The sequence below is a fragment of the Algoriphagus antarcticus genome, assembly GCF_002150685.1.
GTDB lineage: Bacteria > Bacteroidota > Bacteroidia > Cytophagales > Cyclobacteriaceae > Algoriphagus > Algoriphagus antarcticus.
Genome location: NZ_MSSW01000032.1, coordinates 82,657 through 109,306 on the forward strand (window position 1 = coordinate 82,657; position 26,650 = coordinate 109,306).

General features: G+C 42.0%; 26 protein-coding genes. 19 read left to right on the forward strand and 7 right to left on the reverse strand.

Translation table 11 applies throughout. From position 1 onward, the window contains the following. Positions 1–56: 56 nt before the first annotated feature. From BVH04_RS12625 to BVH04_RS12690, 15 genes are all read left to right on the forward strand, one after another. Positions 57–1,046, forward strand: a complete 990-nt coding sequence (locus BVH04_RS12625; RefSeq protein WP_086541832.1) for a PhoH family protein — start codon at positions 57–59, stop codon at positions 1,044–1,046. Beyond that, positions 1,015–1,449 carry a GNAT family N-acetyltransferase gene (locus tag BVH04_RS12630; RefSeq protein WP_086541833.1) on the forward strand — a complete coding sequence of 145 codons (435 nt, stop codon included), beginning with the start codon at positions 1,015–1,017 and terminating at the stop codon, positions 1,447–1,449. Before BVH04_RS12625 ends, BVH04_RS12630 begins: the two co-directional genes overlap by 32 nt. 35 nt (positions 1,450–1,484) lie before the next feature. Beyond that, positions 1,485–2,060 carry a DUF3575 domain-containing protein gene (locus tag BVH04_RS12635; RefSeq protein ID WP_086541834.1) on the forward strand — a complete coding sequence of 192 codons (576 nt, stop codon included), beginning with the start codon at positions 1,485–1,487 and terminating at the stop codon, positions 2,058–2,060. Positions 2,061–2,165: 105 nt separating this feature from the next. Next, a complete protein-coding gene (locus BVH04_RS12640; RefSeq protein WP_086541835.1) occupies positions 2,166–2,405 on the forward strand; it encodes a hypothetical protein in 240 nt (79 codons plus the stop codon). Between the two features lie 89 nt (positions 2,406–2,494). Next, the gene (locus BVH04_RS12645) at positions 2,495–4,429 is read left to right on the forward strand and encodes a ComEC/Rec2 family competence protein (protein WP_086541836.1); all 1,935 of its coding nucleotides are present in this window, start codon (positions 2,495–2,497) and stop codon (positions 4,427–4,429) included. 62 nt (positions 4,430–4,491) lie between these two features. Further along, complete coding sequence (locus BVH04_RS12650; protein ID WP_086541837.1) at positions 4,492–5,265, forward strand: enoyl-CoA hydratase/isomerase family protein; 774 nt, start codon at positions 4,492–4,494, stop codon at positions 5,263–5,265. Next, the gene (locus BVH04_RS12655; protein WP_086541838.1) at positions 5,266–7,188 is read left to right on the forward strand and encodes a RecQ family ATP-dependent DNA helicase; all 1,923 of its coding nucleotides are present in this window, start codon (positions 5,266–5,268) and stop codon (positions 7,186–7,188) included. It begins immediately after the preceding gene. Beyond that, the gene (locus BVH04_RS12660) at positions 7,181–7,789 is read left to right on the forward strand and encodes a hypothetical protein (protein WP_086541839.1); all 609 of its coding nucleotides are present in this window, start codon (positions 7,181–7,183) and stop codon (positions 7,787–7,789) included. Before BVH04_RS12655 ends, BVH04_RS12660 begins: the two co-directional genes overlap by 8 nt. After that, complete coding sequence (locus tag BVH04_RS12665; protein WP_086541840.1) at positions 7,776–8,327, forward strand: NUDIX hydrolase; 552 nt, start codon at positions 7,776–7,778, stop codon at positions 8,325–8,327. The genes BVH04_RS12660 and BVH04_RS12665 overlap by 14 nt, the downstream gene beginning before the upstream one ends. Then, entirely contained in the window at positions 8,327–8,764 is a 438-nt protein-coding gene (locus BVH04_RS12670) for an acyl-CoA thioesterase (protein ID WP_086541841.1), read from the forward strand. The genes BVH04_RS12665 and BVH04_RS12670 overlap by 1 nt, the downstream gene beginning before the upstream one ends. 41 nt (positions 8,765–8,805) lie before the next feature. Further along, on the forward strand, positions 8,806–9,519 hold the full coding sequence (locus tag BVH04_RS12675; protein ID WP_394335231.1) for a tetratricopeptide repeat protein: 714 nt from the start codon (positions 8,806–8,808) through the stop codon (positions 9,517–9,519). 1 nt (position 9,520) lies between these two features. Continuing rightward, the gene (locus tag BVH04_RS12680) at positions 9,521–10,486 is read left to right on the forward strand and encodes an L-threonylcarbamoyladenylate synthase (protein ID WP_086541842.1); all 966 of its coding nucleotides are present in this window, start codon (positions 9,521–9,523) and stop codon (positions 10,484–10,486) included. Between the two features lie 122 nt (positions 10,487–10,608). Then, positions 10,609–11,808 (forward strand): phosphoglycerate kinase, encoded by a 1,200-nt coding sequence (locus tag BVH04_RS12685; protein WP_086541843.1) that lies wholly within the window; start codon positions 10,609–10,611, stop codon positions 11,806–11,808. 521 nt (positions 11,809–12,329) lie between these two features. Continuing rightward, the gene (locus tag BVH04_RS25470; protein WP_169714426.1) at positions 12,330–12,491 is read left to right on the forward strand and encodes a hypothetical protein; all 162 of its coding nucleotides are present in this window, start codon (positions 12,330–12,332) and stop codon (positions 12,489–12,491) included. Further along, entirely contained in the window at positions 12,484–12,720 is a 237-nt protein-coding gene (locus BVH04_RS12690; RefSeq protein WP_086541844.1) for a hypothetical protein, read from the forward strand. The genes BVH04_RS25470 and BVH04_RS12690 overlap by 8 nt, the downstream gene beginning before the upstream one ends. Before the next feature lie 599 nt (positions 12,721–13,319). On the opposite strand, the gene BVH04_RS12700 is transcribed toward BVH04_RS12690, so the two are convergent. Beyond that, entirely contained in the window at positions 13,320–14,177 is an 858-nt protein-coding gene (locus tag BVH04_RS12700) for an endonuclease/exonuclease/phosphatase family protein (RefSeq protein WP_086541846.1), read from the reverse strand. A gap of 213 nt (positions 14,178–14,390) precedes the next feature. Here BVH04_RS12700 and BVH04_RS12705 point away from each other — a divergent pair, with 213 nt between their 5' ends. Further along, positions 14,391–15,296 (forward strand): flavin reductase family protein, encoded by a 906-nt coding sequence (locus BVH04_RS12705; protein ID WP_086541847.1) that lies wholly within the window; start codon positions 14,391–14,393, stop codon positions 15,294–15,296. A 402-nt stretch (positions 15,297–15,698) separates the two neighbouring features. Here BVH04_RS12705 and sppA read toward each other — a convergent pair whose 3' ends face one another. Continuing rightward, positions 15,699–17,465, reverse strand: coding sequence for a signal peptide peptidase SppA (gene sppA, locus BVH04_RS12710; RefSeq protein ID WP_086541848.1), 1,767 nt, complete (start codon positions 17,463–17,465; stop codon positions 15,699–15,701). Between the two features lie 35 nt (positions 17,466–17,500). On the opposite strand from sppA, the gene folK reads away from it, so the two are divergent. Further along, entirely contained in the window at positions 17,501–18,022 is a 522-nt protein-coding gene (folK, locus tag BVH04_RS12715) for a 2-amino-4-hydroxy-6-hydroxymethyldihydropteridine diphosphokinase (protein ID WP_317045499.1), read from the forward strand. Between the two features lie 126 nt (positions 18,023–18,148). On the opposite strand, the gene BVH04_RS12720 is transcribed toward folK, so the two are convergent. The 5 genes from BVH04_RS12720 to BVH04_RS12740 all read right to left on the reverse strand — a co-directional run bounded on the left by BVH04_RS12720 (position 18,149) and on the right by BVH04_RS12740 (position 23,608). Continuing rightward, entirely contained in the window at positions 18,149–18,352 is a 204-nt protein-coding gene (locus BVH04_RS12720) for a helix-turn-helix domain-containing protein (RefSeq protein WP_086541850.1), read from the reverse strand. 3 nt (positions 18,353–18,355) lie between these two features. Continuing rightward, complete coding sequence (locus BVH04_RS12725; RefSeq protein ID WP_086541851.1) at positions 18,356–18,913, reverse strand: DUF2975 domain-containing protein; 558 nt, start codon at positions 18,911–18,913, stop codon at positions 18,356–18,358. Between the two features lie 532 nt (positions 18,914–19,445). After that, a complete protein-coding gene (gene fabD / locus BVH04_RS12730) occupies positions 19,446–20,321 on the reverse strand; it encodes an ACP S-malonyltransferase (protein ID WP_086541852.1) in 876 nt (291 codons plus the stop codon). Positions 20,322–20,387: 66 nt separating this feature from the next. Beyond that, positions 20,388–20,831, reverse strand: a complete 444-nt coding sequence (locus tag BVH04_RS12735; protein ID WP_086541853.1) for a thiol-disulfide oxidoreductase DCC family protein — start codon at positions 20,829–20,831, stop codon at positions 20,388–20,390. Next, the gene (locus BVH04_RS12740; protein WP_086541888.1) at positions 20,828–23,608 is read right to left on the reverse strand and encodes a T9SS type B sorting domain-containing protein; all 2,781 of its coding nucleotides are present in this window, start codon (positions 23,606–23,608) and stop codon (positions 20,828–20,830) included. The genes BVH04_RS12735 and BVH04_RS12740 overlap by 4 nt, the downstream gene beginning before the upstream one ends. A 300-nt stretch (positions 23,609–23,908) precedes the next feature. On the opposite strand from BVH04_RS12740, the gene BVH04_RS12745 reads away from it, so the two are divergent. Then, positions 23,909–24,592: a succinate dehydrogenase cytochrome b subunit gene (locus BVH04_RS12745; RefSeq protein WP_086541854.1), complete on the forward strand. Its 684-nt coding sequence runs from the start codon at positions 23,909–23,911 to the stop codon at positions 24,590–24,592. 13 nt (positions 24,593–24,605) lie between these two features. Then, positions 24,606–26,540 (forward strand): fumarate reductase/succinate dehydrogenase flavoprotein subunit, encoded by a 1,935-nt coding sequence (locus BVH04_RS12750; protein WP_086541855.1) that lies wholly within the window; start codon positions 24,606–24,608, stop codon positions 26,538–26,540. Positions 26,541–26,650: the final 110 nt, after the last annotated feature.

Genomic DNA, 26,650 nt, shown 5'->3' on the forward strand with positions numbered 1-26,650 from the left:
AAAAATAGAAATTTTATTCTTCTACCTTCAATGAAAATCTAATCAATAGAAATAGTTTGGTCGAAAAAGTAATCACATTAGAAAATGTTCCCTTGGCAGAATTTTTAGGCGAAGCCAATGAGAATATCCGGCTTATTGCCGCTGCATTTCCCCAAAGTAAGATAATTTCCCGTGGCAATGAGATCAGAATTCAAGGCGGTGCTCCTGAGATTCTGCGGATCAACGACGTTCTCAATCTTTTGCTTGAGCATGTGGATCGCTTTGGTCACATCACTCCGGAGAACGTAAAAGACTACCTGGATGTCGAAGGAGTTCCTTTCGAAGAAGCCAATCGGGATCAGGTTATTGTCTTTGGCAACAAGGGATTAGTCATCAAGCCTAAATCTGCCAATCAGAGGAAATTGGTCGAATCGGCCATGCAGAATGATCTGGTTTTTGCTTTAGGTCCTGCAGGTACGGGCAAAACCTACATAGCAGTCGCTTTGGCTGTTCGGGCATTGAAAAACAGAGAAGTCAAGCGAATCATAATTACCAGACCAGCGGTAGAAGCTGGGGAAAATCTTGGGTTTTTACCTGGCGATCTTCAGGAAAAGCTGGATCCATACTTAAGGCCAATTTACGATGCTCTTCAGGATATGGTGCCACCGGAAAAACTCAAATACTATCAGGAAACCCGTGTAATTGAAATAGCCCCTTTGGCCTATATGCGTGGAAGAACCCTCCACGATGCGTTTGTTTTGCTTGATGAAGCGCAAAACACAACAAATGAGCAGATCAAGATGTTCTTAACCCGAATGGGGCCAAATTCCAAAGTAATCATTACGGGTGATCAGACGCAGGTGGACTTGCCGGTAAGGCAAAAGAGTGGTTTGTCTGAAGCGCTTAAAATTCTGAAAGATGTGAAGGGAATTGGAGTCGTCAATCTGAGTGGAAAAGATGTGATCAGGCATAGGCTGGTGAAGTCTATCATCGAAGCTTACGAAAAAGATCACTATCAAAAAGAACAAGAAAGAGATGAGTCTGCAAGTAGAAAAAATAACCCGTGACGATCAGCTGAAATCAGCGTATTGGATCAGAGAACAGGTTTTTGTCCTTGAGCAGAAAGTAGATCCCAATGCCGAATACGATCAGTTTGAAAGCATCTCGAATCATTTCCTTGCTTCTGTAGGTGAAAAACCGGTAGGTACTGCCCGATGGAGAATTACTCCAAATGGGGTAAAGTTGGAGCGATTTGCAGTACTGGAAGAAGCTCGGGGGAAAGGAGTAGGTCAAGCTTTGGTCTCGGCGGTTTTGGCGGATATCAAAGAAAATCCTACGACTCATGGGAAGACAAAATACCTACACGCGCAGCTTACGGCAGTTCCCCTTTATTTAAAGTTTGGTTTTGAGAAAGTGGGAGATCTGTTTGAAGAGTGTGGCATTATGCACTACAAAATGCAATTGGCTTAAGTATTGAGGTTAATTGATCTAAAAAATATTGAAATATGAAAAAATCGATTTTTACTTTATCTCTGATTCTTTTAATGACAGGGGCGAGTTTTGCTCAGGAAGTTATTTCTAGCAGTGGTGGTACTAACCCATATTCTGGAGGATTTACAAATGAAATTCATGTCAATTTCGTAACGCTGATCTGGTTTGGCTCAGTTGAGGTAGGATACGAACGTTACTTGACCGATGACTCTTCACTGGAATTTAAAGGGTTTATCAACGATCGCTTTGGGTTTAATAATGAAAACAATGGGAAAAGGTATAAGACTAGCTCTCTACAGGCTTCGATGAATTTTTATTTTGGAGATAATACCAACGGTAGATTCTTCCTTTTCCCGTTAGCAAAATTCAGGTTCGGTGATTTTGAGGAGCCTACCGATGCGGGGGGAGTACAAACGACAGATATGAATGCTTTCATTTTAGGAGCTGGAGTTGGGTATAAATGGGAAGTGTCGAATAACTTCGCCTTTGGTCCATACGCCAGTGTTTCACGGAATTTCAGTGATCCTGTATCAGATAGATTTACTGCAATAGAATTTAATGCTGGATTTAATTTGGGCTATAGATTCTAAGATCTGATTAATAAAGAATCTGTATGTACGCTTTTCTGCCAGTAAGCGAACTCTCTTTGGTCAACGGGTTGGAAGACCGAAAACCGAAGTAAACCAGAATTTAAGGTGTCTTTGGACCTTCGATCCTATAAGTTTTCTACCGCCAAGATTCCGTATAATCACATAAAGAATCTAGATGTACGCTTTTCTGCCAGTAAGCGGATTCTCTTTGGTCAGCGGGTTGGAAGACCGAAGACCAAAGACCGGAGTAAACCAGAATTCAATGTGTCTTTGGACCTTCGATCCTACAAATTTTATACTGGCAAGATTCCGTATAATTACAACAAAGAATATGAAGAGCCCTGAGTTGGCTCTTTTTTTTGTTTGTAAGTAGGAGTGGCAACTGCGTATTTTTTCAAAAAATCTTGTAAATTAATTTTTTAATTTTTTCGAATATGAGATTTGCTGACTTTCCATTTTTAAGGTATCTCCCTTTTATCTTGCTCGGGATTTTCTGGGGACAATCGCGATGGTCTCCGGACCTTCTCTCACTTGCAACACTCCTTTTACCAGTTTGGCTTGCCTATTCGATTTTGGTGTCAACTCTGGCCAAACGTAAAACTACCTTTCAGCCGAGTCCTTTAGCATATCTTGCTTTAATCGCTTTCGGGGCACTTCTGATCCAGCATAAACAGAATCAAATTGAGCTCAACTCCAATCTAACTGAAGCCGATTCCTACCTGGCGGAAGTGACGATGTATGATCAGCAAAAGCCTAATTCCTTCGAAAACTTATTGGAAGTGAAATCAGTGCTTTTCGGAGGAACATGGAATGATGCGCAAGCAAAAGTCCTGGTTTACCACCAAAGTGAGAAACCGCTACAACCAGGGCAAATACTTTTGGTGAGGAAAATGCCTGAAACCATCGCAGGCGCTGTCAATCCTCATGAATTTAACTACAAGGAGTATCTGTCCAGGCAGGGGATTAATTACAGACAGTTTCTGGGAAAGGACTTTCGAGTAATTGATTCCATTCCTAAGAGTGGTTTTGATTATTTTTTGGTGCACTTGAGACATGATATTGGCGAGATGCTCAAGTCTAAGATTCCCGATGAGAATTCTGCTCAAATCGCTTTAGCCTTACTTTTGGGACAGAAAAAGGAGCTGGATCCTACTATACGAGAAGCCTATACTCAAGCTGGAGTGATGCATATTTTGGCAGTTTCGGGGCTTCATGTCGGGATAATCTATGCACTCTTTATCCTGATTCTAAAGCCTCTGAAACTAAAAAAGGAAAAGGCTAGGCTATACCTATTATTCGTGATTCTAGTTATCTGGCTTTATGCGTTTCTAACTGGACTTTCACCATCTGTGGTTCGGGCTGCCACGATGTTTTCCTTGCTGACACTTGGCCAAATGCGTGAGCGCCCACCATCGATTTATAATGTTTTAGCATTCTCAGCCATTCTGATGATTACGATAAACCCCGATGTGATCTATGAAGTCGGGTTTCAATTGTCTTATTTGGCAGTATTGGGAATTGTGATGATTCAGCCTTTGATACTGAATTTGTGGTTGCCGAGACATAAGATTTTAGAATATATCTGGCAACTGACTTCGGTAAGTCTCGCCGCACAACTGGTTACTTTTCCACTTTCCACCTTTTACTTCCATGTATTTCCCACATACTTTTTGTTAGGCAACTTGCTGATTTTGCCTTTGGCTTTTGTCATTATGCAAGTTGGAGTACCCTTGATGATTTTTGGCTGGATTCCAGTTTTGGGAGATGTCTTAGGCTGGATTTTGAGTTGGTTGATTTGGGTTCAAAATTGGATAGCTGATAGTATCCGATTGATTCCTGGTGGAAAATTGGATCGACTCACGATGGATTTCTCAGGGATGATTTTCGTGTGGGGTATACTCCTGATTCTTACTTTCTGGGAATTTGGTTCCAAAAGGAAACTGACTTGGCTGGCTTTGAGCCTCGTGTTTCTTTGGGTGGGAGTTCGGCTCTATTCCGAAATGAAAATTCCTTCCCAAGAGCTGATCGTTTATCAGGGAAAGAAATCACAGTTATTTGATTTCTCTCATTTTGGCAAATTGTATTCTTGGAATCAAGGCTTTGAAGAAGGTGAAATCAGCTATTCAGTAGATCCGAATCGTGTTCGAAAGCATTGGTCACAAATCCCAAAATCATTGGTGTCTTTTCAGGATGACTCAGGAATAATAGAGTTTAAGGGAGCTGAATTCATTTTTCACCCTAAAGAAAAACAACTCCATTTTTTATCCTCCCCAAAATCAATTCATTACTGGTCTGACGGGAAGTGGTTTGACTTACCGGCCACTGATTCACTTGCTGTGGATTCTTTGGCTTATAGAATACTTTTCTGAGTTTGATTTTGCAAAGCCTGCTATAGAAACTAACTTGATCCCAAACCCAAATTGTAAATCAAATGAGCGCTGTACTCACAGAGATCACCGATAGAATAGGAATTATCACGCTGAATAGACCAGAAAAGCGCAATGCGCTTAGTCCTGAGTTAATTGCTGGGTTGCATCGCGCTTTTGAGGAAATGAATTCCAACGATGAGGTCAAAGTCATTGTGCTTAGATCTACCGGCAAGGCTTTTTGTGCAGGAGCAGATTTGGCGTATTTGCAGCAGCTTCAGGGTTTTTCATACGAGGAGAACCTAGAGGATAGTCGCAGATTGATGGCTTTGTTCAATTTGATTTATTGTCTGCCGAAAGTCGTGATTGCAGAGATTCAGGGACATGCTTTGGCTGGAGGATGCGGCCTGGCGACCGTCTGTGATTTCGCTTTTTCAGTTCCGGATGCGCTGTTTGGCTATACTGAGGTGAGAATTGGTTTTGTTCCAGCGCTGGTCTCTGTTTTTTTGCAGGAGCAAATTGGTGCTGCCAAAACTCAGGAATTGTTGCTTTCGGGAGAGTTTATTTCTTCTACAAAAGCCGCTGAATTAGGCCTAATCACAGGCGTGGAGCCTTCTGAATTTCTAGGGAAATCCGTGCAAGAATTTGCATTAAAACTTATCACTCAGAATTCTGCTTTCTCCATGGGGAAAACCAAAACACTTTTGCGTCAGCTGAATGAGATAGAGAGAAATAAATCACTGCAGCTAGCTGCAGAAGTCAATGCCACGGCTAGAGCTCACGATGACTGCAAGAAAGGAATTGCCGCTTTCTTAAATAAAACTTCGCCAGATTGGTAAATGCTAAATCGCGCCACTGAAATCCTTCATCAAGTTTTTGGGCACGCTGACTTTCGGCCTGTCCAAAAAGAAATTATCCAGTCGGTTCTGAGTGGGGCGGATACGCTTGCGCTTTTGCCGACAGGCGGAGGAAAATCGCTTTGCTATCAGATTCCAGGTTTGGCGATGGATGGGATCTGTCTGGTCATAAGTCCGCTGATTGCCTTGATGAAGGATCAGGTGGATGCGTTGAAATCCAAAGGGATAAAGGCCGCTGCGATTTACTCTGGAATGAGTTATCGGGAGATCGACCGTACGCTGGACAATTGCATTTATGGTGATTACAAGTTTTTATACGTTTCGCCAGAGCGGTTGAAAGCCGAGCTTTTTGTCGAGCGTTTTCGGCAGATGAAGGTTAATCTGATCGCGGTGGATGAGGCGCATTGTATTTCCCAGTGGGGGTATGATTTTCGTCCGCCTTATTTGGAGATTGCGTTGATTCGTCCCTATCACCCAAAAGTCCCTGTTTTAGCCCTGACCGCCTCCGCTACCCCGCAAGTTTGTGCGGATATTATGGAGCGACTGGAGATGAAAAAGCCAGCGGAATTTCATCAGAGTTTCGCACGAAAAAATCTCAGCTACAGTGTTCGACTCGTGGAAAACAAACTTGAAAAAGGACTGGAAATACTCAGTAGAATCGGTGGGACAGCGATCTGGTATGTGAGGAATCGGCAGGGGACTCATCAAATTGCCAAAGCTTTGGGGCAGTTGGGGATTTCGGCTTCTGCCTATCACGCAGGCTTGTCTATGCAAGACCGAGCCAAGCGGCAAGAGGCTTGGATGAAAAATGAAGTTCGTGTGATGGTGAGTACCAATGCCTTTGGGATGGGGATCGACAAGCCAGATGTGCGAGTAGTTATTCACAGTGATTTGCCCGAAAATGTGGAGAATTACTATCAGGAGGCAGGGCGTGCGGGACGTGATGAAGGGAAAGCATATGGGGTTCTGCTAGCTAATAACCAAGATTTCGAAACCGTTTTAAAACGCGCAGAATTAGTTTATCCCCCCTTAGATTTTGTGAGGCGAGTATATCAATGTCTGGCGAATTACTACCGTATTGCAGTAGGTAGCAACATGCTGAGCAGTTTTGATTTTGAGTGGAATGAATTTGCAAACACGTACGAGTTGGGTGTTTTGGAGACGTTTTATGCGCTGAAATTATTGGAAGAGGAGGGTTTTATCGGGCTGAGCGAAAGCTATTATTCGCCTTCCAAAATCCATTTTACCGTAGATCCCTCGAGATTGTATGAGATTCAGATCGCTTACGCAAAGCTGGATCCGGTGGTGAAAATCATCATGAGGACTTATGGAGGAAATGTCTTTTCGGAATACATAAAAATCCAGGAAGCTAAGCTTGCCAAGTCTCTTAATATCTATGAAAATGAGGTGATCAAATCACTCAAGCAGCTGGAGCAACTGGAAGTGATGGTCTATGATCAGCGGAAGGATAAGCCACAGATTACTTTTTTGACCCCACGATATGATGCTGGGAAAATGCCACTCAATTTTAAACGAATAGAACTCCGGAGAGGGTTGACCCTAGAAAAGGCTCAAAGTATGGTAAAGTATGGTCAACAAACGCAGCTTTGTCGCACACAGTTTATTCAGGAATATTTCGGAGAAAATACAGATCAGCAGTGCGGAGTGTGTGATATATGCCTAATGCAGCGTAAGTCTAGTAATCCAGAAATGACAGAAACCAAGCTTAGAAATAGGATTCTCGAAACTTTAAGCAGCGCTGGTGAGTTATCAGAAAAGCAACTATTCCAAAGTATTCGCCTGCCCTCGGCTGAAAAAAACCTTCGAGTTTTGCGCATTTTACAAGATCAGGGATATATTACACTTCTCGCTTCTGGCAGCTACGCACTAACAACTCATGAGTAATTTTCTCGACGATTTATTCAACAAGGTTTTCAATTCATCGGCAAAAACTCCGATGACACACAAGGAGAATATTCTGTATAAAGAAGAGGAAATAGTACATGCCAAAAAATGGATGAACTCGAAGGAGGGCGATGAGCTTTTTGCTCAAATCTCCAAGGCCTACCATTTCAAAACCATACAAATCCAGGAGCGTCCACAAATTCATATTTTGGAATCGAAGTATGCCAGAGGTTTTGCGATTACCTATGAAGCTCCATTGGATGAGCAAACATTTTCACTGCTTTTCTTGGCTTTAGCCCATAGAGTTTTAGCTTTGGGATACAGAAAAGTTAGTTTGGATAGGAAAATGGAAGAAATAAACGAACAGGTGAAAGTCACAGACAAGTATTATTTCAAACCACCCCTGAAGGACATTGTAGAGAATCAGTTGATTTCTCAGCTCTATGGCAATATTGCTATTGAGAAAATAAGCGTAAACAACCAGCCCAATTACCTCAAGGTATTAGCGACGTTTTATTCGGACAGGCAATACCAAGACCCCAAACCTTTCGATCAATTTCTTGATCACTTATTTGAAGCAACCCATGATGGACAGAATTAACTTAAAAGAGCAACTAGGAAGATATCGGACGCCATACGAGGAGGAAGCTGGTTTTATTCAGGATTTTTTGGATTTGACAGAAGATCCACTTGCATACGGGAGGGAGCGGTTGGATGGTCATTTCACGGCTTCAGCTTGGATCGTAAATCGTAAGCGCACGCATACCTTGCTCACGCTTCATCGCAAACTTGGCAGGTGGCTTCAGCTCGGTGGGCATGCGGATGGCAACGAAGATTTGCTGGAAGTATCCATGAAAGAGGCGAATGAAGAAAGCGGTTTGAAGAGTTTGGAGTTTGTGGATAAGACAATTTTTGACTTGGATAAACACATTATCCCCGAGCGTCCGCACGTACCTGAGCATTTTCATTTCGATGTGCGATATATTCTGGAGGCGGATCTCTATGAACCTTTGACTAAAAGTGACGAAAGCATTTCTTTGGCTTGGGTAGCATTTGACTCTGTACAGGATGTGATTGGGTACAATCCTTCCATCCTTCGAATGCTAGAAAAAACCAGTAAATCTGAAATTCTCCTTTGATGATGAAGCCTGACCCCGCTCAGCTACAGCGTGAGATTGAATTTTCCTTGCCTATTCAGATTAGATTCTCAGATATTGACGGCTATATGCATGTCAATAATGGCGTGTATTTCAATTATTTCGAGCATGCCAGGGCCGTCTTTCTTTTTCAAGTCTGTGATTGGAATGTGATGGAAGTAGGTACTGTGGTCGGTAGAATCGAAATGGATTATTACCGACCAATTCATATCGATGATACGGTGAAGGCTCTCGTGAAATGCAGTAGAGTAGGAAACTCTTCCTTTGATTTAGAGCAATATTTAGTAGGAGAAACTAAAGGCGGAGAACCATATACTTTTGCAAAAAGCAAATCCATTCTCGTCTCTGTAGATATGAAAACGATGAAGCCTATGCCGCTTCCAAATAACTATCGGGCAAAACTTCAGCCTGAGTCCTGATAAAAAGGACTCGTTCCTTATCTTTGCGCAAAATTTAAGCTGTGAAAAAACTATATATAGTAACCTTGCTTATAGCGGGATTGATGGGTTGTAGCCCAAGTGAAGAAGAATTATTGAAAGCAGGTATTCAACAGATGGATACCCAGAATTGGGGTGAAGCGATCATTTTATTTGACCGAGTGCTGGAAATAAACCCTGCAAATGGAACAGCATTGAACGCAAAAGGTGCTGCGCTTTTTCAAGAGGAAAAATATGAGGATGCAATCCCGGTTTTTACAGCAGCAATTGATGCGGATTCAGCCAGTTACAAAGCTTGGTTTAACCGTGGAAATGCCAACCTGAAGCTGGAGAATTTCAAAAATGCAGTTTCTGACTACAATATGGCAACGTTACTAGATCCAGCACAAACCGATATTTATTATAACCGAGGCCTGGCATTGCTGGGGATGGAGGAGTACGAAGATGCTATGCTGGATTTTGACGCTGCACTGCGAGTAGAGCCAAATCAAGCGCTGGTTCACTTCAATCGTGGCAAAGCACAACTCGGAAATAATGATCCTGGAGGAGCGATGCAGTCTTTGACCGAGGCGATTAACCTAGACGGAAAAAATGCCGCGGCATATTACCTTATGGGAGTCACGAGAATGTCTGCTTTGGGAGAAGCTGAAAAAGAAGAAGGCTGTGCTGATCTCAAAATGGCGCTACAACTTGGCTACACAGAAGCCAAAACTTGGATAGACGATTTCTGCGAGTAAAATGGCAGTGATAGGGCAGGACATATCGCAGGCAAGAAGAGTTCTGGAGGCAGGTGACTTAGTCGCTATTCCCACGGAAACCGTGTATGGTTTGGCTGGAAATGCACTGAATGCTACGGCGGTAGCTTCCATTTTTGATACTAAAAATCGCCCTAGCTTTGATCCCTTGATTATTCATGTGCCTTCTCTTTTGGTAGCGCAAAACTATGTTATTGAAATTCCAGAGCCACTTCGCAAGCTTGCCGAACACTTTTGGCCAGGACCCCTTACGCTTTTACTTCCAAGGGCGACTAGCATTCCGGATATCGTAACCTCAGGTTTGGATCGTGTGGCTGTTCGTGTTCCTGATCATCCGCTCACTTTAGAATTGCTCGCTCAGTTAGACTATCCTTTGGCTGCGCCGAGTGCAAATCCCTTTGGATACATCAGCCCTACGTCACCACAACATGTAGATGCACAGCTAGGCACGAGGATCTCCTACATTCTGGATGGCGGAAAATGCAAAGTAGGCTTGGAAAGTACGATAGTGGGAATGGAAGGAAATGATATCGTCGTTTACCGACTTGGCGGGTTGGAGATCTCAGAGATCGAGAGAATAGTCGGGCAAGTAAAAGTGAAAAGTCATAGTACTTCAAATCCCCAAGCACCTGGTTTGCTGGAAAGCCATTATGCGCCTTCCAAGCCATTTTTGATAGGCAACCTGGATGAATTGATTTCAAAGTACCAAAGTCAAGGAATTGATTTTGCTGTGCTCTCTCTTGCTAAAACATTCTCATTTATTCCTTCGGAAAATCAAATTGCATTAAGTGCAAGGTCAAATTTGAAAGAGGCGGCTACCCATCTTTTTGCCGCTATGAGAATGCTGGATGAGTCAAATACCGCAGTGATTTTGGCAGAGCTGATGCCTGAAACTGGCCTTGGAAGAGCCATTAATGATCGCTTGAAGAGGGCTTCTACCAAGGCGTAAATCCTATTTCCTGTATTTCTTAACAAATTGATCCTGGCGGAAAGTCGATTTTTGCCGTAATCTTTGATAAATTCACAACTGATTTTTATCTATTTAATTAATCAAAAGCTATTAACCATACTATGAACTCTAGAATCAAAAATGTAGATAACCTTAGTTTTGCAGGCAAGAAGGCGCTCGTGAGAGTGGATTTCAATGTTCCTTTGGACGACAAATTGAATGTAACTGACGATAATAGAATCCAGGCTGCGCTACCTACGATCAATAAAATATTGAAGGATGGCGGATCTGTGATTTTGATGTCTCACTTGGGCAGACCGAAATCTGGGTTTGAAGATAAATTTTCTCTAAATAATATTGTAGTAGAATTGGAGAAAGCGCTGGAAAGACCAGTGAAGTTTGCTCAGGACTGTATCGGTCGAGAAGCACAGATGCTGGCAAAAGGCCTGAAACCGGGCGAAGTATTGCTTCTTGAAAACCTTAGATTCCACAAGGAAGAAGAAAAAGGCGATAAGGACTTTGCCGAAAAGCTTTCCAAACTTGGAGATGTATATGTGAATGATGCCTTCGGCACTGCACATAGAGCCCATGCTTCTACAGCAGTGATTGCCCAGTTTTTCAATGATAAGGTTTGTGGATACTTGATGCTTTCTGAGTTGAAAAATGCTGATAAAGTATTAGATAATCCTGAGAGGCCATACACGGCTATCATGGGCGGTGCCAAAATCGCCGATAAAATTATGATCATTGAGCAATTGCTCAATAAAGTAGATAACCTGATAATAGGTGGAGGCATGTCCTATACATTTGCCAAAGCACAAGGAGGTTCAATTGGTGATTCCCTTTTGGAAGCTGACAAACTTGACTTCGTTTTGGAATTGATGGAAACAGCTAAAGCAAAGGGTGTAAACTTGGTTCTTCCTGTAGATACAGTGATTTCCAAAGCTTTTGCAAATGATGCGGAGCAAGGAATGGCTGATAAAGGCGAAATACCTGATGGCTGGATGGGCTTGGATATCGGGCCAAAAACGCGCGAATTGTTCGCTGAAGTAATAGCTAAATCAAAGACTATCCTTTGGAATGGCCCTATGGGTGTATTCGAAATGGATTCGTTTGACAAAGGGACTAAGGCTGTAGCCGAAGCGGTAGTGGCGGCGACTAAAGCTGGTGCATATTCACTTATCGGTGGAGGCGACTCTGCTGCTGCGGTTAATAAATTTGGATTTGGAGAGGATGTTTCCTTCGTTTCCACAGGGGGAGGAGCCTTGCTAGAACATATGGAAGGTAAAGTGCTTCCGGGTGTTGCTGCGTTGGAACCGTAATATGATATAATATCCTGTACAGACCTTTGAGGTTTCCAAAACCTCGAAGGTCTTTTTTTGAAATATATTTTTTGCCGCAAAATGCACAAAGGGTGGCGCGGAGAACGCAACTTATTATTCAGCAGTGATTCATTATTTTCAATCTTGAATCTCTATCCTAGGATTTTTAATTTGAACACCACGCGCCTTGCAGCTATTTGTATAAGGGAAGAAAAATAAATTTGACTGTTCGCAATGTTGCACATACTGTCTTCGAATCAATGGTAGAGGTTCAATTTCGGCTAATCTCCCTTCCGATAGCCTTCGGGACTAAGGGGGCAAGGGGGATTTTTTCGTGTGAAAAACGTACTTAATTTGGGTATGTGCAAGATCGTGGATAATCATAAAAATAAATATGCTGCTGCTGTAGCTAGATTATAATGGTAGATTCTTAGTGGGATAGTTTTCGGATCCATATATTCAGTGAGGTCTTTAACTGATTGACGATAAAGAAGTAATAAAGTATTTAATATCTTTTAGCTATGGGAACCGACGACGACATTACAGATTTTCTCAAAGAATTAGATGGAAAGCTCAAACAAGAGATGCCGAGAATCCGAAGAGAAATCAAAGTTTATGAAGAAAAATCAAGAGAAGGGAAATTAACTATGACTCCTATTCCTTCGCCACAATTCGGTGGATAAGCCCACTCTGATAGTGGTTGCTGGTTGTAATGGTTCAGGTAAATCATCTTTTTCCAATGCGATTGTTTCTGAAGGAGTCATTCCATTCGATTACGATAAACACTTTTTGCGAACTTATGACGGGTTAATTGACTCTGATTTTAGAGATGTGATGGCTCATAATATCGTTAAAACTGAATTAGAAAATGCGGTTTTTAGCTCTATTGAAAACAGAAAGAGTTTCTGTTAAGAAACCAATTTTAATTCGACTCCTCTTTTTTGGCCCGATAAGTTTAAAGAAGTGGGTTATTAGTTGAATCTGATTTTCTTTTGTTTAGATTCTATCAAAGAAGCAAAAAGGAGAGTGCAAATCCGAGTGGAAAATGGAGGCCATTTTGTTCCTGAAAATGAAATAATAGATCGTTATTACTTGGGCTATCTCAATCTGGATAAGCATTTTATATATTTTGATAACGTTCACTTGCTCAACTCTAGTTACTACAATCAAGAGCCAAAGCATATCTTAAGTATTAGGAAGGGGCAAATTATAGAGATTAGCTGCCTGCCAGAATTTTTATGCGAATTGATCCCAAATATTGTTCATATGACTTAATTCTCTTTTTTCGAAATCCGCTATTCAGGATTTGCAATACTGAATCACTATTCTAGGATTTTTAATCCGAATAGAACCAAATTTGAATGCTTAATAAGTAAAACCTCTAAGGTCTTTTTTGATCTTTGATTAAAACCTTCGAGAAGATTTTTCGCTCCATTGGAGTTCACAATAATTCTCAAAGGTTAACAATGAATTTCGAATGTTGAAGTTTAAATAATGAAGTATGCTCCAAGTTAAAACTCAACTTCTACCAATACTGGAAAGTGATCGGAAGGATATTTTTTACCATAGTTGTCAGTGAGAATTCCGTGGCGGATCACTGTGATCTCCCCTTTTACAAAGACATGATCGATGATGCCATCAGGCATTTTCTCCCAGTCAAAACCCGTGAAGGAGCCAGCTGGACCATAAGAGGGAATCTCTGAGATCATTCTGGCATCTTGCCAATCTGGATTAGAAGTAATGGTAGCGTAAGCGGCATTATCAGGCTTCACGTTGAAATCCCCCATCAGAAGCGCTGGCGCATTCTCTTTGTTGATTAGTGATACCTGAGCCATTACCAATTTGCTGCTTTCCTCGCGCGCTTGCTGGCCGATGTGATCATAGTGGATATTGAAGATATAGAAGGTATTATCGCCTTTATCCTTGAACTTCCCCCATGTACAGACCCTGTTCAGCGCGGCGTCCCAGCCCTTACTTGGTTTCTCAGGAGTAGGTGAGAGCCAGAAAGTCCCTTGATCCAGAATCTCGAACTTATTAGGATCGTACAGAATTGCAGCGTATTCGCCTTTTTCGGTTCCGTCATCACGACCCACTCCAATATATTTGTATCCAAGTTCTGTAGTCAGGTCAGTTAATTGATTGTGTAAGGCTTCTTGAACTCCAAACAACTCTATCTGATGAAACTGGATCAGACTGGCTACGTGTGGTAATCGGTCAGACCAAAGGTTTCCGACATCATTTTGATTGGCATATCGGATGTTGAATGTGGCGAAATTGTGTGTTTGCGCTGTAGAGAGTGAAGTTATTCCTACTATGAAAATGAGTAGGAATACGCTGGATTTTAAGATTTGGAGAAATTTTGATTTCATGATTTCAGAACTTATTCTTGAAAAATGGTTTTAGTAATTCAATTTGAGGTTTAATTTTAGGATTATCAAGGTGAAGTATTTAGACCTCAGAATTAAGATATTGGAATTAAGACTTAAGAATTAAGATATTAATATCAAAAATGACACCCGACACCGGCCATACGTCATCGAACATGCGGCATAGGTCATCAGACAGCCAACAACCCACATCAAATGAAAACCTTTTATCCCAGAGACCTTTCAACTCAGGAATTCCACGGACTGCTGCAAGGCGCCGTAGCTCCACGTCCCATAGCTTTTGCAAGTACAATCGATACTGCTGGAAATGTAAACCTGAGTCCCTTTAGCTTTTTCAATTTGTTCAGTACCAATCCTGCGATTTTGATTTTCTCTCCTTCCCGAAGAGTACGGGATAATACGACAAAGCATACCCTTCAAAATGTGCTGGAAGTGCCGGAAGTGGTGATCCACGTTGTACATTTTGGGATGGTGGAGCAGATGTCGCTAGCCAGCACAGAGTATGACAAAGGCGTAAATGAATTTGAAAAAGCTGGGTTTACAGAAGTGAAATCGAATGAAGTAAAGCCTCCGAGAATCAAGGAAGCTCATGTTGCTTTCGAGTGCAAAGTGAATGAGGTGAAGTCACTGGGAGATGGTGGGGGAGCAGGGAATTTGGTGATATGTGAGGTGCTGGTGGCGCATGTGAACGAAGCCATATTGGATGAGGAAGGTGTGATAGATCCTAGGAAACTGGATGCAGTGGCTAGATTGGGAGGTAATTGGTATAGCAGAGCTAGTGGAGCATCACTTTTTCAGATCCCGAAGCCATTGCGGACACTTGGCATTGGGATAGATCAAATGCCTGCAGAAATTAGAAACAGCACTATTTTGAGTGGGAATAATCTGGGGAGATTGGGCAATGTGGAGGCTTTTCCAAGTGAAGCAGAGATTATGAAATTTGGGCAAAGCCCGGAGATCCAAGAAATGAGAATTCGCTTTCAGTATGATCAAGACTCGATGATTGACCATTTGCATTTGCTAGCCAAAGAAGCACTTGATGAGAATGATGTGGAGCGGGCTTGGTTGATATTGCTTCAGAAAGGATTTGGTGATCAGTGAGCAGTATTCAGTTGCAGTAGCCAGATTTCAGTCGCAATGATCAGTTTTCAGTTGTGCGAGAAGAAGGTAAAACGAAAAGAAATGGAGACTTCGACTTCGCTCAGTCTGACAATCCTGCTGTTCGAGATTTGTAATCTCGAACCTGTTTCCTTGGATTTTTAATACCCAATGACAAAGACTTTACTCTTGTAGAATTCTTAGTACACTTGAAAGCACGATTAAGAGGAGAGAAAAAGAAATCTGCGCCCTAGTGCCTTGGCGGGAGTCAAGAATATTCAAGCAAGTCCAGCTTCTGGAAAAGAAGGACAAAAGTGATTCAATTCTCCGATTTCTCTGCGAAAAACTCCTTGTTCACCGCGGTTGAAAAAACAGGAATAAAAAAAGCGGCCTGAGCCGCTTTCCTTATTTTATGATGATTTCCTGAGGCATCCGAACTTGCACACCTTCATAGGATTTTATTTTTTCCACTTGCTTGAAGATCGTGTAGTTTGATCCTAATTGACTTTGGAGTATTTTGATTTGAACATTGTTTCCTAGGTCTTCCATGATGGTTTCAAACCATGGCTTTTTAGTAGGATAATAGACTACTCGATAATCATCACCTGCACCTATTCTAGCAGCAGCGATTTCGATAGTCGTATTCAATCCACCTAAGACATCTACCAAGCCTCTTTCCTTAGCTTGATTTCCTGTCCAAACTCTTCCCGACGCTACTTCCTTCACCGCCTCAGCAGTCATTCCTCTTCCTTCAGCCACTCTGGATATAAAGGTTTCATAGCCGTCTTCCACAGTTCCTTGGATGATGGTTCGCTCAACTTCAGTCAACGGTCTGGTTGGATTCATGAAGTCCGATAATTCGCCAGTTTTTACCACATCTACAGTGATTCCCAGGTGTTCATTAAGTAATTCCTTTACGTTGAACGTCATTCCGAAAATCCCGATTGACCCGGTGATGGTGTTTGGCTGTGCAACAATAGTGTCAGCTGGAGCGGAAATGTAATAACCACCAGACGCTGCCACTTCGCCCATAGAAACGTAAAGAGGTTTAACCTTTTTGGCCTCTGCCATTTCTCTCCAAATCACTTCTGAAGCTACTACTGATCCTCCAGGGGAATTCACGCGAAGAACGATTGCTTTAATGTTTTCGTCTTTGCGAGCCTTGCGGATTTCTTTGGCGAATTTCTCAGAGCTAATCACTCCATCTGCTTTTCCTCCTACGATCTCACCTTCTGCGATGATTACTGCTATTCTATTTGAGGAAGTAACGTTCTTGGATTTTACTGTTTTGTTTAAGTCCGTGACGTTGATTGTTTCAATGTCATCGTCCTCATCTACACCAAGTTTTTCTTTTAGTTTGGAAAGTACCTGATCAAAATAAAGTAAGTCTGTTGCCAAGCCGTACGTCACTGCATCTTGAGGCTTGCGTACCAACATCAAGTTATTGATTTTCTTTAGGCTGTCATACCCAATTCCTCTTGACTCAGAGACGCCATGCAGTGCAAATTGATTCATGTCGTCCAAAAATGACTGCGTCTGCAATCTAGCTTCTGGACTATTTTCCTCTAGTATAAAAGGCTCCACGGCAGACTTGAATTCTCCAACACGGAAGATTTCAGGCTTTACACCGACTTTTTCGAAAAGGCCCTTGAAGAAAATTCCTTCAGAAGAAAATCCGTTGAAGTCAATTCCTCCCAATGGATTCAGATAGATTTCATCTGCAACCGAGGCAATGTAATAACCCCCTTCGGTATATGCTTCATCGTAAGCCACGATGAATTTACCTGAAGTCTTGAAATCTACTAAGGCTTCGCGAAGCTCAAGCAAGCTTGCCTGTCCAGCTATTACCAGGCCAGTGTTTAGATAAATTCCTTTGATATTGTCATTGGTCTTTGCTTCGCCAATGGCTTTTTTGAGATTGATAAGGCCGGCATTGAATTCCTGTCCGAATGGATTTCCAAAAATGGAAAGATCCAAATCATCGTCGGATGTTCGCTCTACGATTATTCTGCCGTTGAGATCGAGGTGCAAAACCGAATTTTCACTTACCGTCACTTCATCATTTCCACTGGAGGCTACGATGCCGATCAAGCCAAACATAATAAGCACACTAAGTATGCTGAAAACAAAAAGACCAACGATCACCGCCAGTACGTTTCCTAAGAATTTCATAAGCTAAATTATTTGAAGCCCCAAAATAACCTAATTTGGAGCATGTTTACAAAAGCAATTATAAGCTGAGAATGTTTGAAAAAGTAGTTTTGATTTTAGGCGGAAATAAAGGTGACAGAAAAGCACTGTTGAGGTCAGCGGTAGAGGCTGTTTCGGAATTGGGTGAACTGACCCTGATATCAAAGATTTATGAAACAGAAGCGTGGGGCGGAGTGGCTAAAGGGCTTTTTTTGAATCAAGTGGTTGAGATCAAAACATCTTACTCTCCTTCCGAACTTCTAGCTTTTGCCCAAAAAACCGAAACGGATCTGGGAAGAAAAAGAGAAGAACATTGGGGCGATCGAACGATGGATATTGATATTATTTATTTTGGGAAGAGAGTAATTGATACCCCAGGACTTCGGATTCCTCATCCTTTTTTGACGGAGAGGAAATTTGTGCTGGCGCCTTTGGCTGAGATTCTGCCAGATTTTATTCATCCAGTTTTTGGAAAAAGTAGTCAGCAGATGCTGGAAGATTGTGAGGATAAAAGTGAAGTGAGGAAGTTGAAAAGTTGAAAGGTCGGAAGACCCGCCACAACGAGTTTGTGGTTGGGGCTAGCGTTTGTGTCAACGTGTAAAACTGCTTGATATCAAATTTAAACTTGCCCTTTCTAAGGATGTCTATCGCTAGTTTTATTTTTTTTAGTCTACATATTCTAGAATGTCTCCTGGCTGGCAATTCAATACTTCACATATTGATTCCAATGTACTAAATCGGATCGCTTTTGCTTTCCCTGTTTTTAGAATGGAAAGATTAGACAGCGTTAAACCTACTTTTTCGGAAAGCTCATTAAGTGACATTTTTCGCTTTGCCATCATTACATCTAAGTTTACTATTATGGGCATGAGTTATACTGTTAAATCGTTTTCGTTTTGAATTTCTATTCCTCTTTTTACAATCTGTACGATTACAAAAAGTATAACCGCCATAAAAAGCCACACATCAGCTCCGGCAATGTGCAAGGATTGCAGGTCGGCTTTAGCGTGTCCTTGTATAGTCAGCCACAAGGAATATTCAAATCCAGAATGAGAGAACAAACCTATGCCTAAAGCCAGATAGGCCAAGTTTAAAATGAACTGCCTCAATTCCATACTGAAAGGTTGTGAAATGTTCAGCTTTTTGTCAACAAACAGTTTTACAATAAGATAAAACATTATTGCTTTCAATACCGCTACAATAATCATGGTCAGCGTGATGATAAAAAAATATCCCTGGTCAGACTCAAAAAGGCTTGACAAATAATCTGCCCCTTCCCAAAAATTCCCAACGCCAAGTGGGTTTATGAAAAGTGTGATAATAGTATTGGCAACAGTACCACCAGCTTCAATACATAAGCCAATAAAAATTATCCAAGAAAGTATCTCCAATACTTTCAAAATATGGTTAGTCGTGATTTTGATTTCCATAATTAGCTTCCAGTTTAAAATGATGATTTAAATATCATTAAAAATTTATTGCGAAACAATAAATTTATGTTGATAAAAGTAAAAATTATTTTTTTGTTCTACTAATCAAAAATTGGTGATAATCTCAACGATTTAAAATTCTCATCGTAATCCTGAGGTAAATCAAAGAGAAGATGCCGATAAACTGTAATCAATAAAACAAAGGTTCTTCAGACCTGAAGGCAGTAGATATTTTATCCATCAAGTTTTGGGAGAAGTAGTCAGCAGATGCTCCAAGATTGTGAGGATAAAAGTGAAGTGCGGAAGTTGTAAGGTTTGTAAATGGTAAGAAGTAAAACGTGAAAAGTGTCAAGTAGAATCAGGACGTTAAAATATCAGCGATTCTTAGTTCTCATGGTAACCCTGAGGTAATAGAGAGAAGAAGTCGATAAACTATAATCAAAAAAAGCTTGGCCTAAGTCAGAAGACTTTGAACCAAGCTTTTCCTTTATTCTCTCCGCGTTCTTCCGCAAAACCTCAGTAAACTTTGCGGTTAAACACCTGAAACTTCTGCTTCAGGATGAATTTTCTTTACTAAACCTTGGAGGACTTTTCCAGGGCCGCATTCTACAAATTCTGTGGCACCGTCAGCCACCATATTTTGAACCGATTGTGTCCATTTCACAGGCGCGGTAAGCTGAGCGATCAAATTAGCTTTGATTTCTGTCAGATCATTAACCGCTGTGGTACTTACATTTTGATAAATAGGGCAGCTAGGAGTATGAAACGTAGTGGCTTCGATAGCTGTCTGCAATTTCTCACGGGCAGGTTCCATGAGTGGCGAGTGGAAAGCGCCACCCACAGGAAGTGGCAAAGCGCGCTTGGCACCAGCTTCTTTCATTTTTTCACAGGCAAGTTCGATTCCTTTATTTGAACCGGAAATAACCAATTGACCTGGGCAGTTATAGTTTGCCGGAACAACCACTTCTTCAGTGAATGATGCGCAGATTTCTTCTACTTTCTCATCTGCAAGCCCTAGGATTGCGGCCATGGTAGATGGGTTTATTTCGCAGGCTTCCTGCATCGCAAGGGCTCTTTGATGGACTAGCCTTAGGCCGTCTTCGAATGCAAGCGTACCATTGGCAACCAAAGCGGAAAGCTCTCCCAAGGAATGGCCTGCAACCATATCCGGCGCGAAATCAGGAGTTGTTTTAGCCAAAATCACGGAATGAAGAAAGACAGCAGGTTGGGTGACATTCGTTTGCTTCAATTCCTCGGCCGTCCCTTCAAACATGATGTCGGTGATACGGAAACCCAAGATTTTATTTGCTTGCTCAAATAATTCCTTTGCCTGAGGATTCTCTTCATAAAGTGCTTTTCCCATTCCTGGGAATTGGGCGCCTTGGCCCGGAAAAACAAATGCCTTCATTAACTAGTGTTTTTTTGTTCGGGGCAAATATACCTCTTTTCCCAAAGTCAGCATTCACTTGTAAGGTCAGGACTGGAGCCTGATCCCCGTTTGAGAGATTGTCTCTGCAGAAAGAAACTTTGCTTTTTCGGCTGGAGTAGGAAGTCTGCATGTGTTTTTTTTACCAAACCAACGGTAGCGGTTACTGCCAATCCAATTGTAAATGGAGTCTCTAAGGAATTTTGGAAGAAAAATAAGTGGGTAAAAAGCTGGCCAAAGCCCAGATAGATTCCGGGCTATTTTTAGGGCAGCTGTGCTTTTATAATAGATTTCACCCTTTTCCAAAAGGACTAGTGAGTCTAAGTAATCTTCTCGCACTTGAAAATTGGAGAGTATTTTTCTACTAAAATCCTCTTGTAATGCTCCCACTAGGAAGTGGTCATCGTTGTCTCGCTGGATGACAAAATCAATGGAAGCATTACAGAGGTTGCAAACCCCATCAAAGAATATGATGGATTTGGCTAGGATCATTTGAGGAGTTGAATGGTTCCTTTCAGGCTTTGGTTTTTTAAAGCGGGATCAAGTACATCGAATACTACGGTGCCAGAATAATAATAAGTACCAGCAGGTAATATGTTGCCGTTTTTATCTTTTCCATCCCATCGAATAAATACATCATTTTCAGGAGATTCAAGGCTATTGTAGGAGTATACTTCCACTCCCCAGCGATTTACGATAAAGATATCAACTCCAACAACGAATCGTGGACACTGTGCGAAAGGATTGTCAAAGGCCATAAAGGTCTCATTCAATCCATCGCCATTTGGAGTAAATGCATTAGGAAGATTGTAGCTAGGACAATTTTCCACACATACGATGTTGCTAGGCTCAGATTCATTTCCAGATCTATCGACAGCAGTGATATAATAGCATCCTCGGTAAGTGGCTAGGTTACGTATAGTGGTGGAAAGATTCAGAGAGGAAAGGGTTGCAATCAATTCAAACTGGCTGTCTTCACCATTGGAAGTGTAGTATAATTTATAGCTACTCAACTCATCATCGCATTCTCCAGATACATCGGGAACCCAGCTTAGATCATGCTCATAGGTATTGTTGCCACAAGGGAGCTCAGCAAGATATGCAGCACATTCAGGGCCTTCGAAAGTTAATACCGGCGGACATGGTAATCGATTGTCGTCAGGCTTAGCACACACTATCTGAGATTTGTTTTCCAAAGGATAAACGAGTCCAGCGACATTGTAGGAGCCTTTAGTGATCACGTAATAGCAGTATTCTATTTCTTTTTCAAGCGGTATGCCATTGAAGCTGCCATCGTCCAAATAGCTGAATCCTTCTGTGGTCACATCGACTTCGGCTATTTTTACGAAAGTGTCCTCATCCGCTGCGGCAGCGTCTGTTTTATTTCTATACACTTCATGTTTGTATTGGCTGACAGAATTATTCCAAGGAACGGTAAACTGCCAATTCACCTCAATTGCTTGGTTGATAATAGTGAGATCTGTCCTCACTGAAGAAGCTTTTGAAGAGGTGTCAATTTTTGTATTTCTGTCAAGTAAAACCACATCATAATTGTAGACGACATTTACTGTGTTCAAACCAGTATCTGTGAAAAGTGTATCTGATGTAATTCCAAGGGATACCTGTCCAGCATCACCAGAAAACCCAGTGCTTCTGAGCAATTCATAGCTGTATGGGCCAGGGAATTGCACCTTGTCAATATCATACGGAGGTGTCCATTTTACAAAGATTTCTCCCGCAGTTGGGTCTGTGGCTTCCACGCTGACATTGGTGATAATAGGCACATCTACGTCTATAGTGATGCATATCTCATCGGAAACTATGCTTTCACCAACTCTAGGCTCAGGATAGGCTGCCACTAATCTGTAGCAATAGGTGTTGCCTGGTGCTAGGCCCTCTCCACTATTTTCATCGAGGAAATCCAGCGTTTGCATATTGGTAGTTCCTATCAATTCATAGCCAGCTCGGATTCCAGTCTCGCAGCTGTCTGGCAGATAGGGATCAGAATTGATTCTTCTCCAGATTTGCATTTCGTTTGCGGAGTTGGCACAGACATAAGGATCCCAATTGAGCTCCACAGATCTGCCAGGCATTTGTTCTATTTCATCAAAAACCGGTGGCGGTCCGACTACCTTTATACGCCAAGTTTTGATGTCGACCAGTGCAGGGCCGGCACTTGGGTCATCCGTGATCCTCACCCGCACCTCATATTCTCTAGCTCTCACATGATTGCAGACTGTTTGCCAGTCAAAGTTGATTATACCTGGACTTGCTTGATAGACATTCTCTGGAGAATAAGAAGCTGGAGAGGTAGTGATTTCTATCGGTTCTCCAAAGACTTCTATTTTGATAGGATCACCATCAGGATCTTGGCCTTGAATGATTTCTTCTATTTTGGTTCCAGCTACCACGCAGAGATCCGGAGGCAATATTAACTCAGGCCTTCGATTGTTTGAGTTCTCGATTATAATCTGCATATCCCGAATCACATATCCTATCTCAACCCATTCTCCATTTAATTTCCGAAATTCTCGAATTTTAAAGGCCACGTTGAACTGACCCGCAGTGCCGGGAGCATCCCATATCAAATCTCCATTCTGTTCATCTATAGTCAGGAATGCTGGAGTCGTTCCATCTTCTTGGCTGAAACTGAATTCTGGAGACGCAGGACTTCTATAGTTATTGACTGGTCTTTGAAAAAATTGCTTTGGTACATCCAATTTGTAGGCTAAGCTATCACCATCAGGATCATAAGCGCCTGGGTTATGAATGTATCTTACGTTCACTGCACCATTGTCAACTGGCGGAATTGTGAGTACAGGAGAATTATTTACTCCTATAAATGGATCAATGGTAATCTTTGTCTCTACATAAAATGGCGTATCAACCGAATTGTCCATATTAAGTGTTCGGTCATTTCGGTTGAATTCTCTAAACCGAATGGTGTAGGTGCCAGGACCTTGAAAAGTATGAGTAATTACAAAAGTGTTTTTCTCGATTTGATTTCCTAGATCTTCTACCAGGCTGAAATCACTTTCTGTATTTAGACCATCTACGATCCTGCCATCCCCAAAATTGATTTCCCCAGGTCCGAAAATCACATTTGATCGCGTATCGGTATAACCTACGACTGTGATTTTGTAAGTCAGATTTTGAACGGAAACTCGTTCAGCGATGATTTCACCAGCTCTAATGTGTGTTGCCCAAGTTTCAGAAATTCCCGCAATTAGGAATATTAGAAAAAGTCCGAGGGTGATTTTCAGCTTCATAGTGATCAGGTTCATTTATAAGGAGAAATAGAATGTACGAATTTATCCTCTTTTAAGGTTTTAGCTTACATTCTTTTCTTAGTACGAAATAAAGGGAAGAAAGGAGAAAATCCCCGTAAAATCAAACATTAAATCTGTTCATTAGGTTAAAAGAATAGTGAAATCTTAAAGCGTTGATATCTATTTAGAACTGATTGAAATAACAGAAGTGTTTTTGAATGGATTGTTTGCTAGTTGTTCCACATGTAAATTTGGCACTATTAATCAAAGATTTCGTTTTAATCTAATCGCAAAAATTGTATGAGCTGGGTTACAAAAACCTTGAGTAGCACAATAGGCAGGAAATTGATCATGGCTTTGACCGGGCTTTTCCTGATCCTGTTTTTGACAGGTCACGTATCGGGTAATTTATTGTTGTTTAAGGGAGACGGTGGTGAGGCATTTAATATTTATGCCAAATTCATGACCACCAATCCAGCAGTAAAATTGCTTTCTTACGTGACGTATATCTCCATCATCGGTCACGTAATCTTTTCTATTTGGCTTACCAAAAGAAATAAAACTGCACGTCCTGTTGGGTATGGCGTATCTACTCCGCCATCGACTACTTTCTCTTCCCGTAACATGGGGATATTAGGAACCTTTATTCTGATTTTCATTGTAGTACACATGCAGACCTTTTGGGCTCAAATGCACTGGGGAGATCTTCCTGTAGTCACTTATGAGGGCGAGCAATACAAAGATTTGTTTAGCATCGTGAGCTTTACTTTCCAAAATGAACTGATGGTCATTGGGTACGTAGTAGCTATGGTTTTATTGGCATTTCACCTTTCTCATGGATTTGCCAGTGCATTCCAGACGTTGGGATTGAATCACCAGAAATACTCTCCAGCCATTTTGTTGATCGGGAAAATCTATTGCATCCTGGTTCCGATTCTATTCGCCAGTATGCCAGTTTACATCTATTTCACATCACAGAGCTAATCAATAGTCCCCTATGATACTAGATTCAAAATCCCCAATAGGCCCTTTAGCCGAAAAGTGGACTAAACATAAGTTTAACAGTAAGCTGGTGAACCCGGCGAACAAAAGAAAATACGAAGTGATCGTAGTGGGTACTGGTCTTGCCGGTGCTTCTGCTGCTGCTTCACTTGCAGAATTGGGTTATAAAGTAAAAGCGTTTTGCTTTCAGGATAGTCCTCGCCGTGCACATTCTATTGCAGCTCAAGGCGGGATCAATGCTGCCAAAAATTACCAAAATGACGGTGACTCGGTTTACAGACTTTTCTACGATACCATCAAAGGTGGTGATTACCGTTCCCGTGAGTCCAATGTTTACCGTCTTGCTGAAGTTTCTGTAAATATCATCGATCAGTGCGTGGCGCAAGGTGTTCCTTTTGCCAGAGAATATGGTGGATTGCTTGCCAACCGTTCCTTTGGAGGGGCGCAGGTATCCAGGACTTTCTACGCCAGAGGCCAAACTGGACAGCAGTTGCTTTTGGGAGCATATTCTGCATTGAGTCGTCAGGTGGCAAATGGGAAAGTGAAACTTTATCCTCGTACCGAAATGATGGATGTAGTAACTATCGACGGTCATGCAAGAGGAATTGTGACTAGAAACCTGATTACAGGCGCCATCGAAACTCACGCTGCTCATGCGGTTTTGCTTTGTTCTGGCGGTTACGGCAACGTGTTTTTCCTCTCTACCAATGCAATGGGATCGAATGTGACTGCAGCTTGGAGAGCACATAAGAAAGGTGCTTATTTCGCTAATCCTTGCTTCACGCAGATTCACCCGACATGTATCCCAGTGTCAGGAGATCATCAGTCTAAGTTGACGTTGATGTCTGAGTCTTTGAGAAACGACGGTAGAGTTTGGGTTCCAGGAACTAAAGAAATGGCGGAAAAACTTCGCAAAGGAGAAATCAAGGCCAAAGATATTAAGGAGGGGGAAAGAGATTATTTCTTGGAGAGAAAGTACCCTTCATTTGGCAACCTAGTTCCTCGTGATGTGGCTTCTAGAAATGCGAAAGAAGTTTGTGACGAAGGTCGCGGTGTAAACGAAACGGGAGAAGCTGTTTTCCTTGATTTCCGTGATGCCATCAATCGTGATAGCGAAGATGCTATCCGCGCGAGGTACGGCAACCTGTTTGACATGTATCAGCAGATCACTGGTGAGAATCCTTACCAGACTCCTATGATGATTTATCCAGCCGTTCACTATACCATGGGTGGCCTTTGGGTTGATTACAACTTATCTACCACTGTTCCTGGTCTTTATTCTCTGGGAGAGGCAAACTTCTCAGATCACGGAGCTAACAGACTGGGAGCTTCCGCTTTGATGCAAGGTTTGGCAGATGGATACTTTGTGGCGCCTTATACTATTGGAGATTATTTGGCACAAATAGGTCCGAGTCCAATAGATGCCAATCACCCGGAATTTGCGAAAGCAGAAAAAGGAGTGAAGGATGGTATTCAAAAGTTGTTGAGCATCAACGGAACCAAAACAGTAGATCACTTCCATAAAGCACTTGGACATATCATGTGGAACTACTGTGGAATGGCCAGAGATGCTGAGGGTTTGACTAAGGCTAAGGGCATGATTCAGGAGCTTAGAAAAGAGTTTTGGAGAGATGTGAAAGTACTTGGTGCAAACGAAGAACTGAATCAGACGCTGGAGAAAGCAAGCAGAGTTGCTGATTTCTTGGAGCTTGGAGAATTGATGGTGGACGACGCGCTGGACAGAACTGAGTCATGCGGTGGACACTTTAGACTAGAATCTCAAACTCCAGAAGGAGAAGCGCTCAGAGATGATGAGAACTTTGCTTACGTGGCAGCCTGGAAGTTTATGGCTGAGAATTCCCCAGAGGAATTGCACAAAGAGCCGTTGGTTTTCGAGAACGTGAAGCTGACTCAGAGATCTTACAAATAATTTCAAGACTTTAATTCATAACCATATAGTATGAAATCGAGCATGACGCAAGCAACGCACATTGGGATGTCCCGATAGCTATCGGGATGTCAAGCGAGATTCTCCCGAAT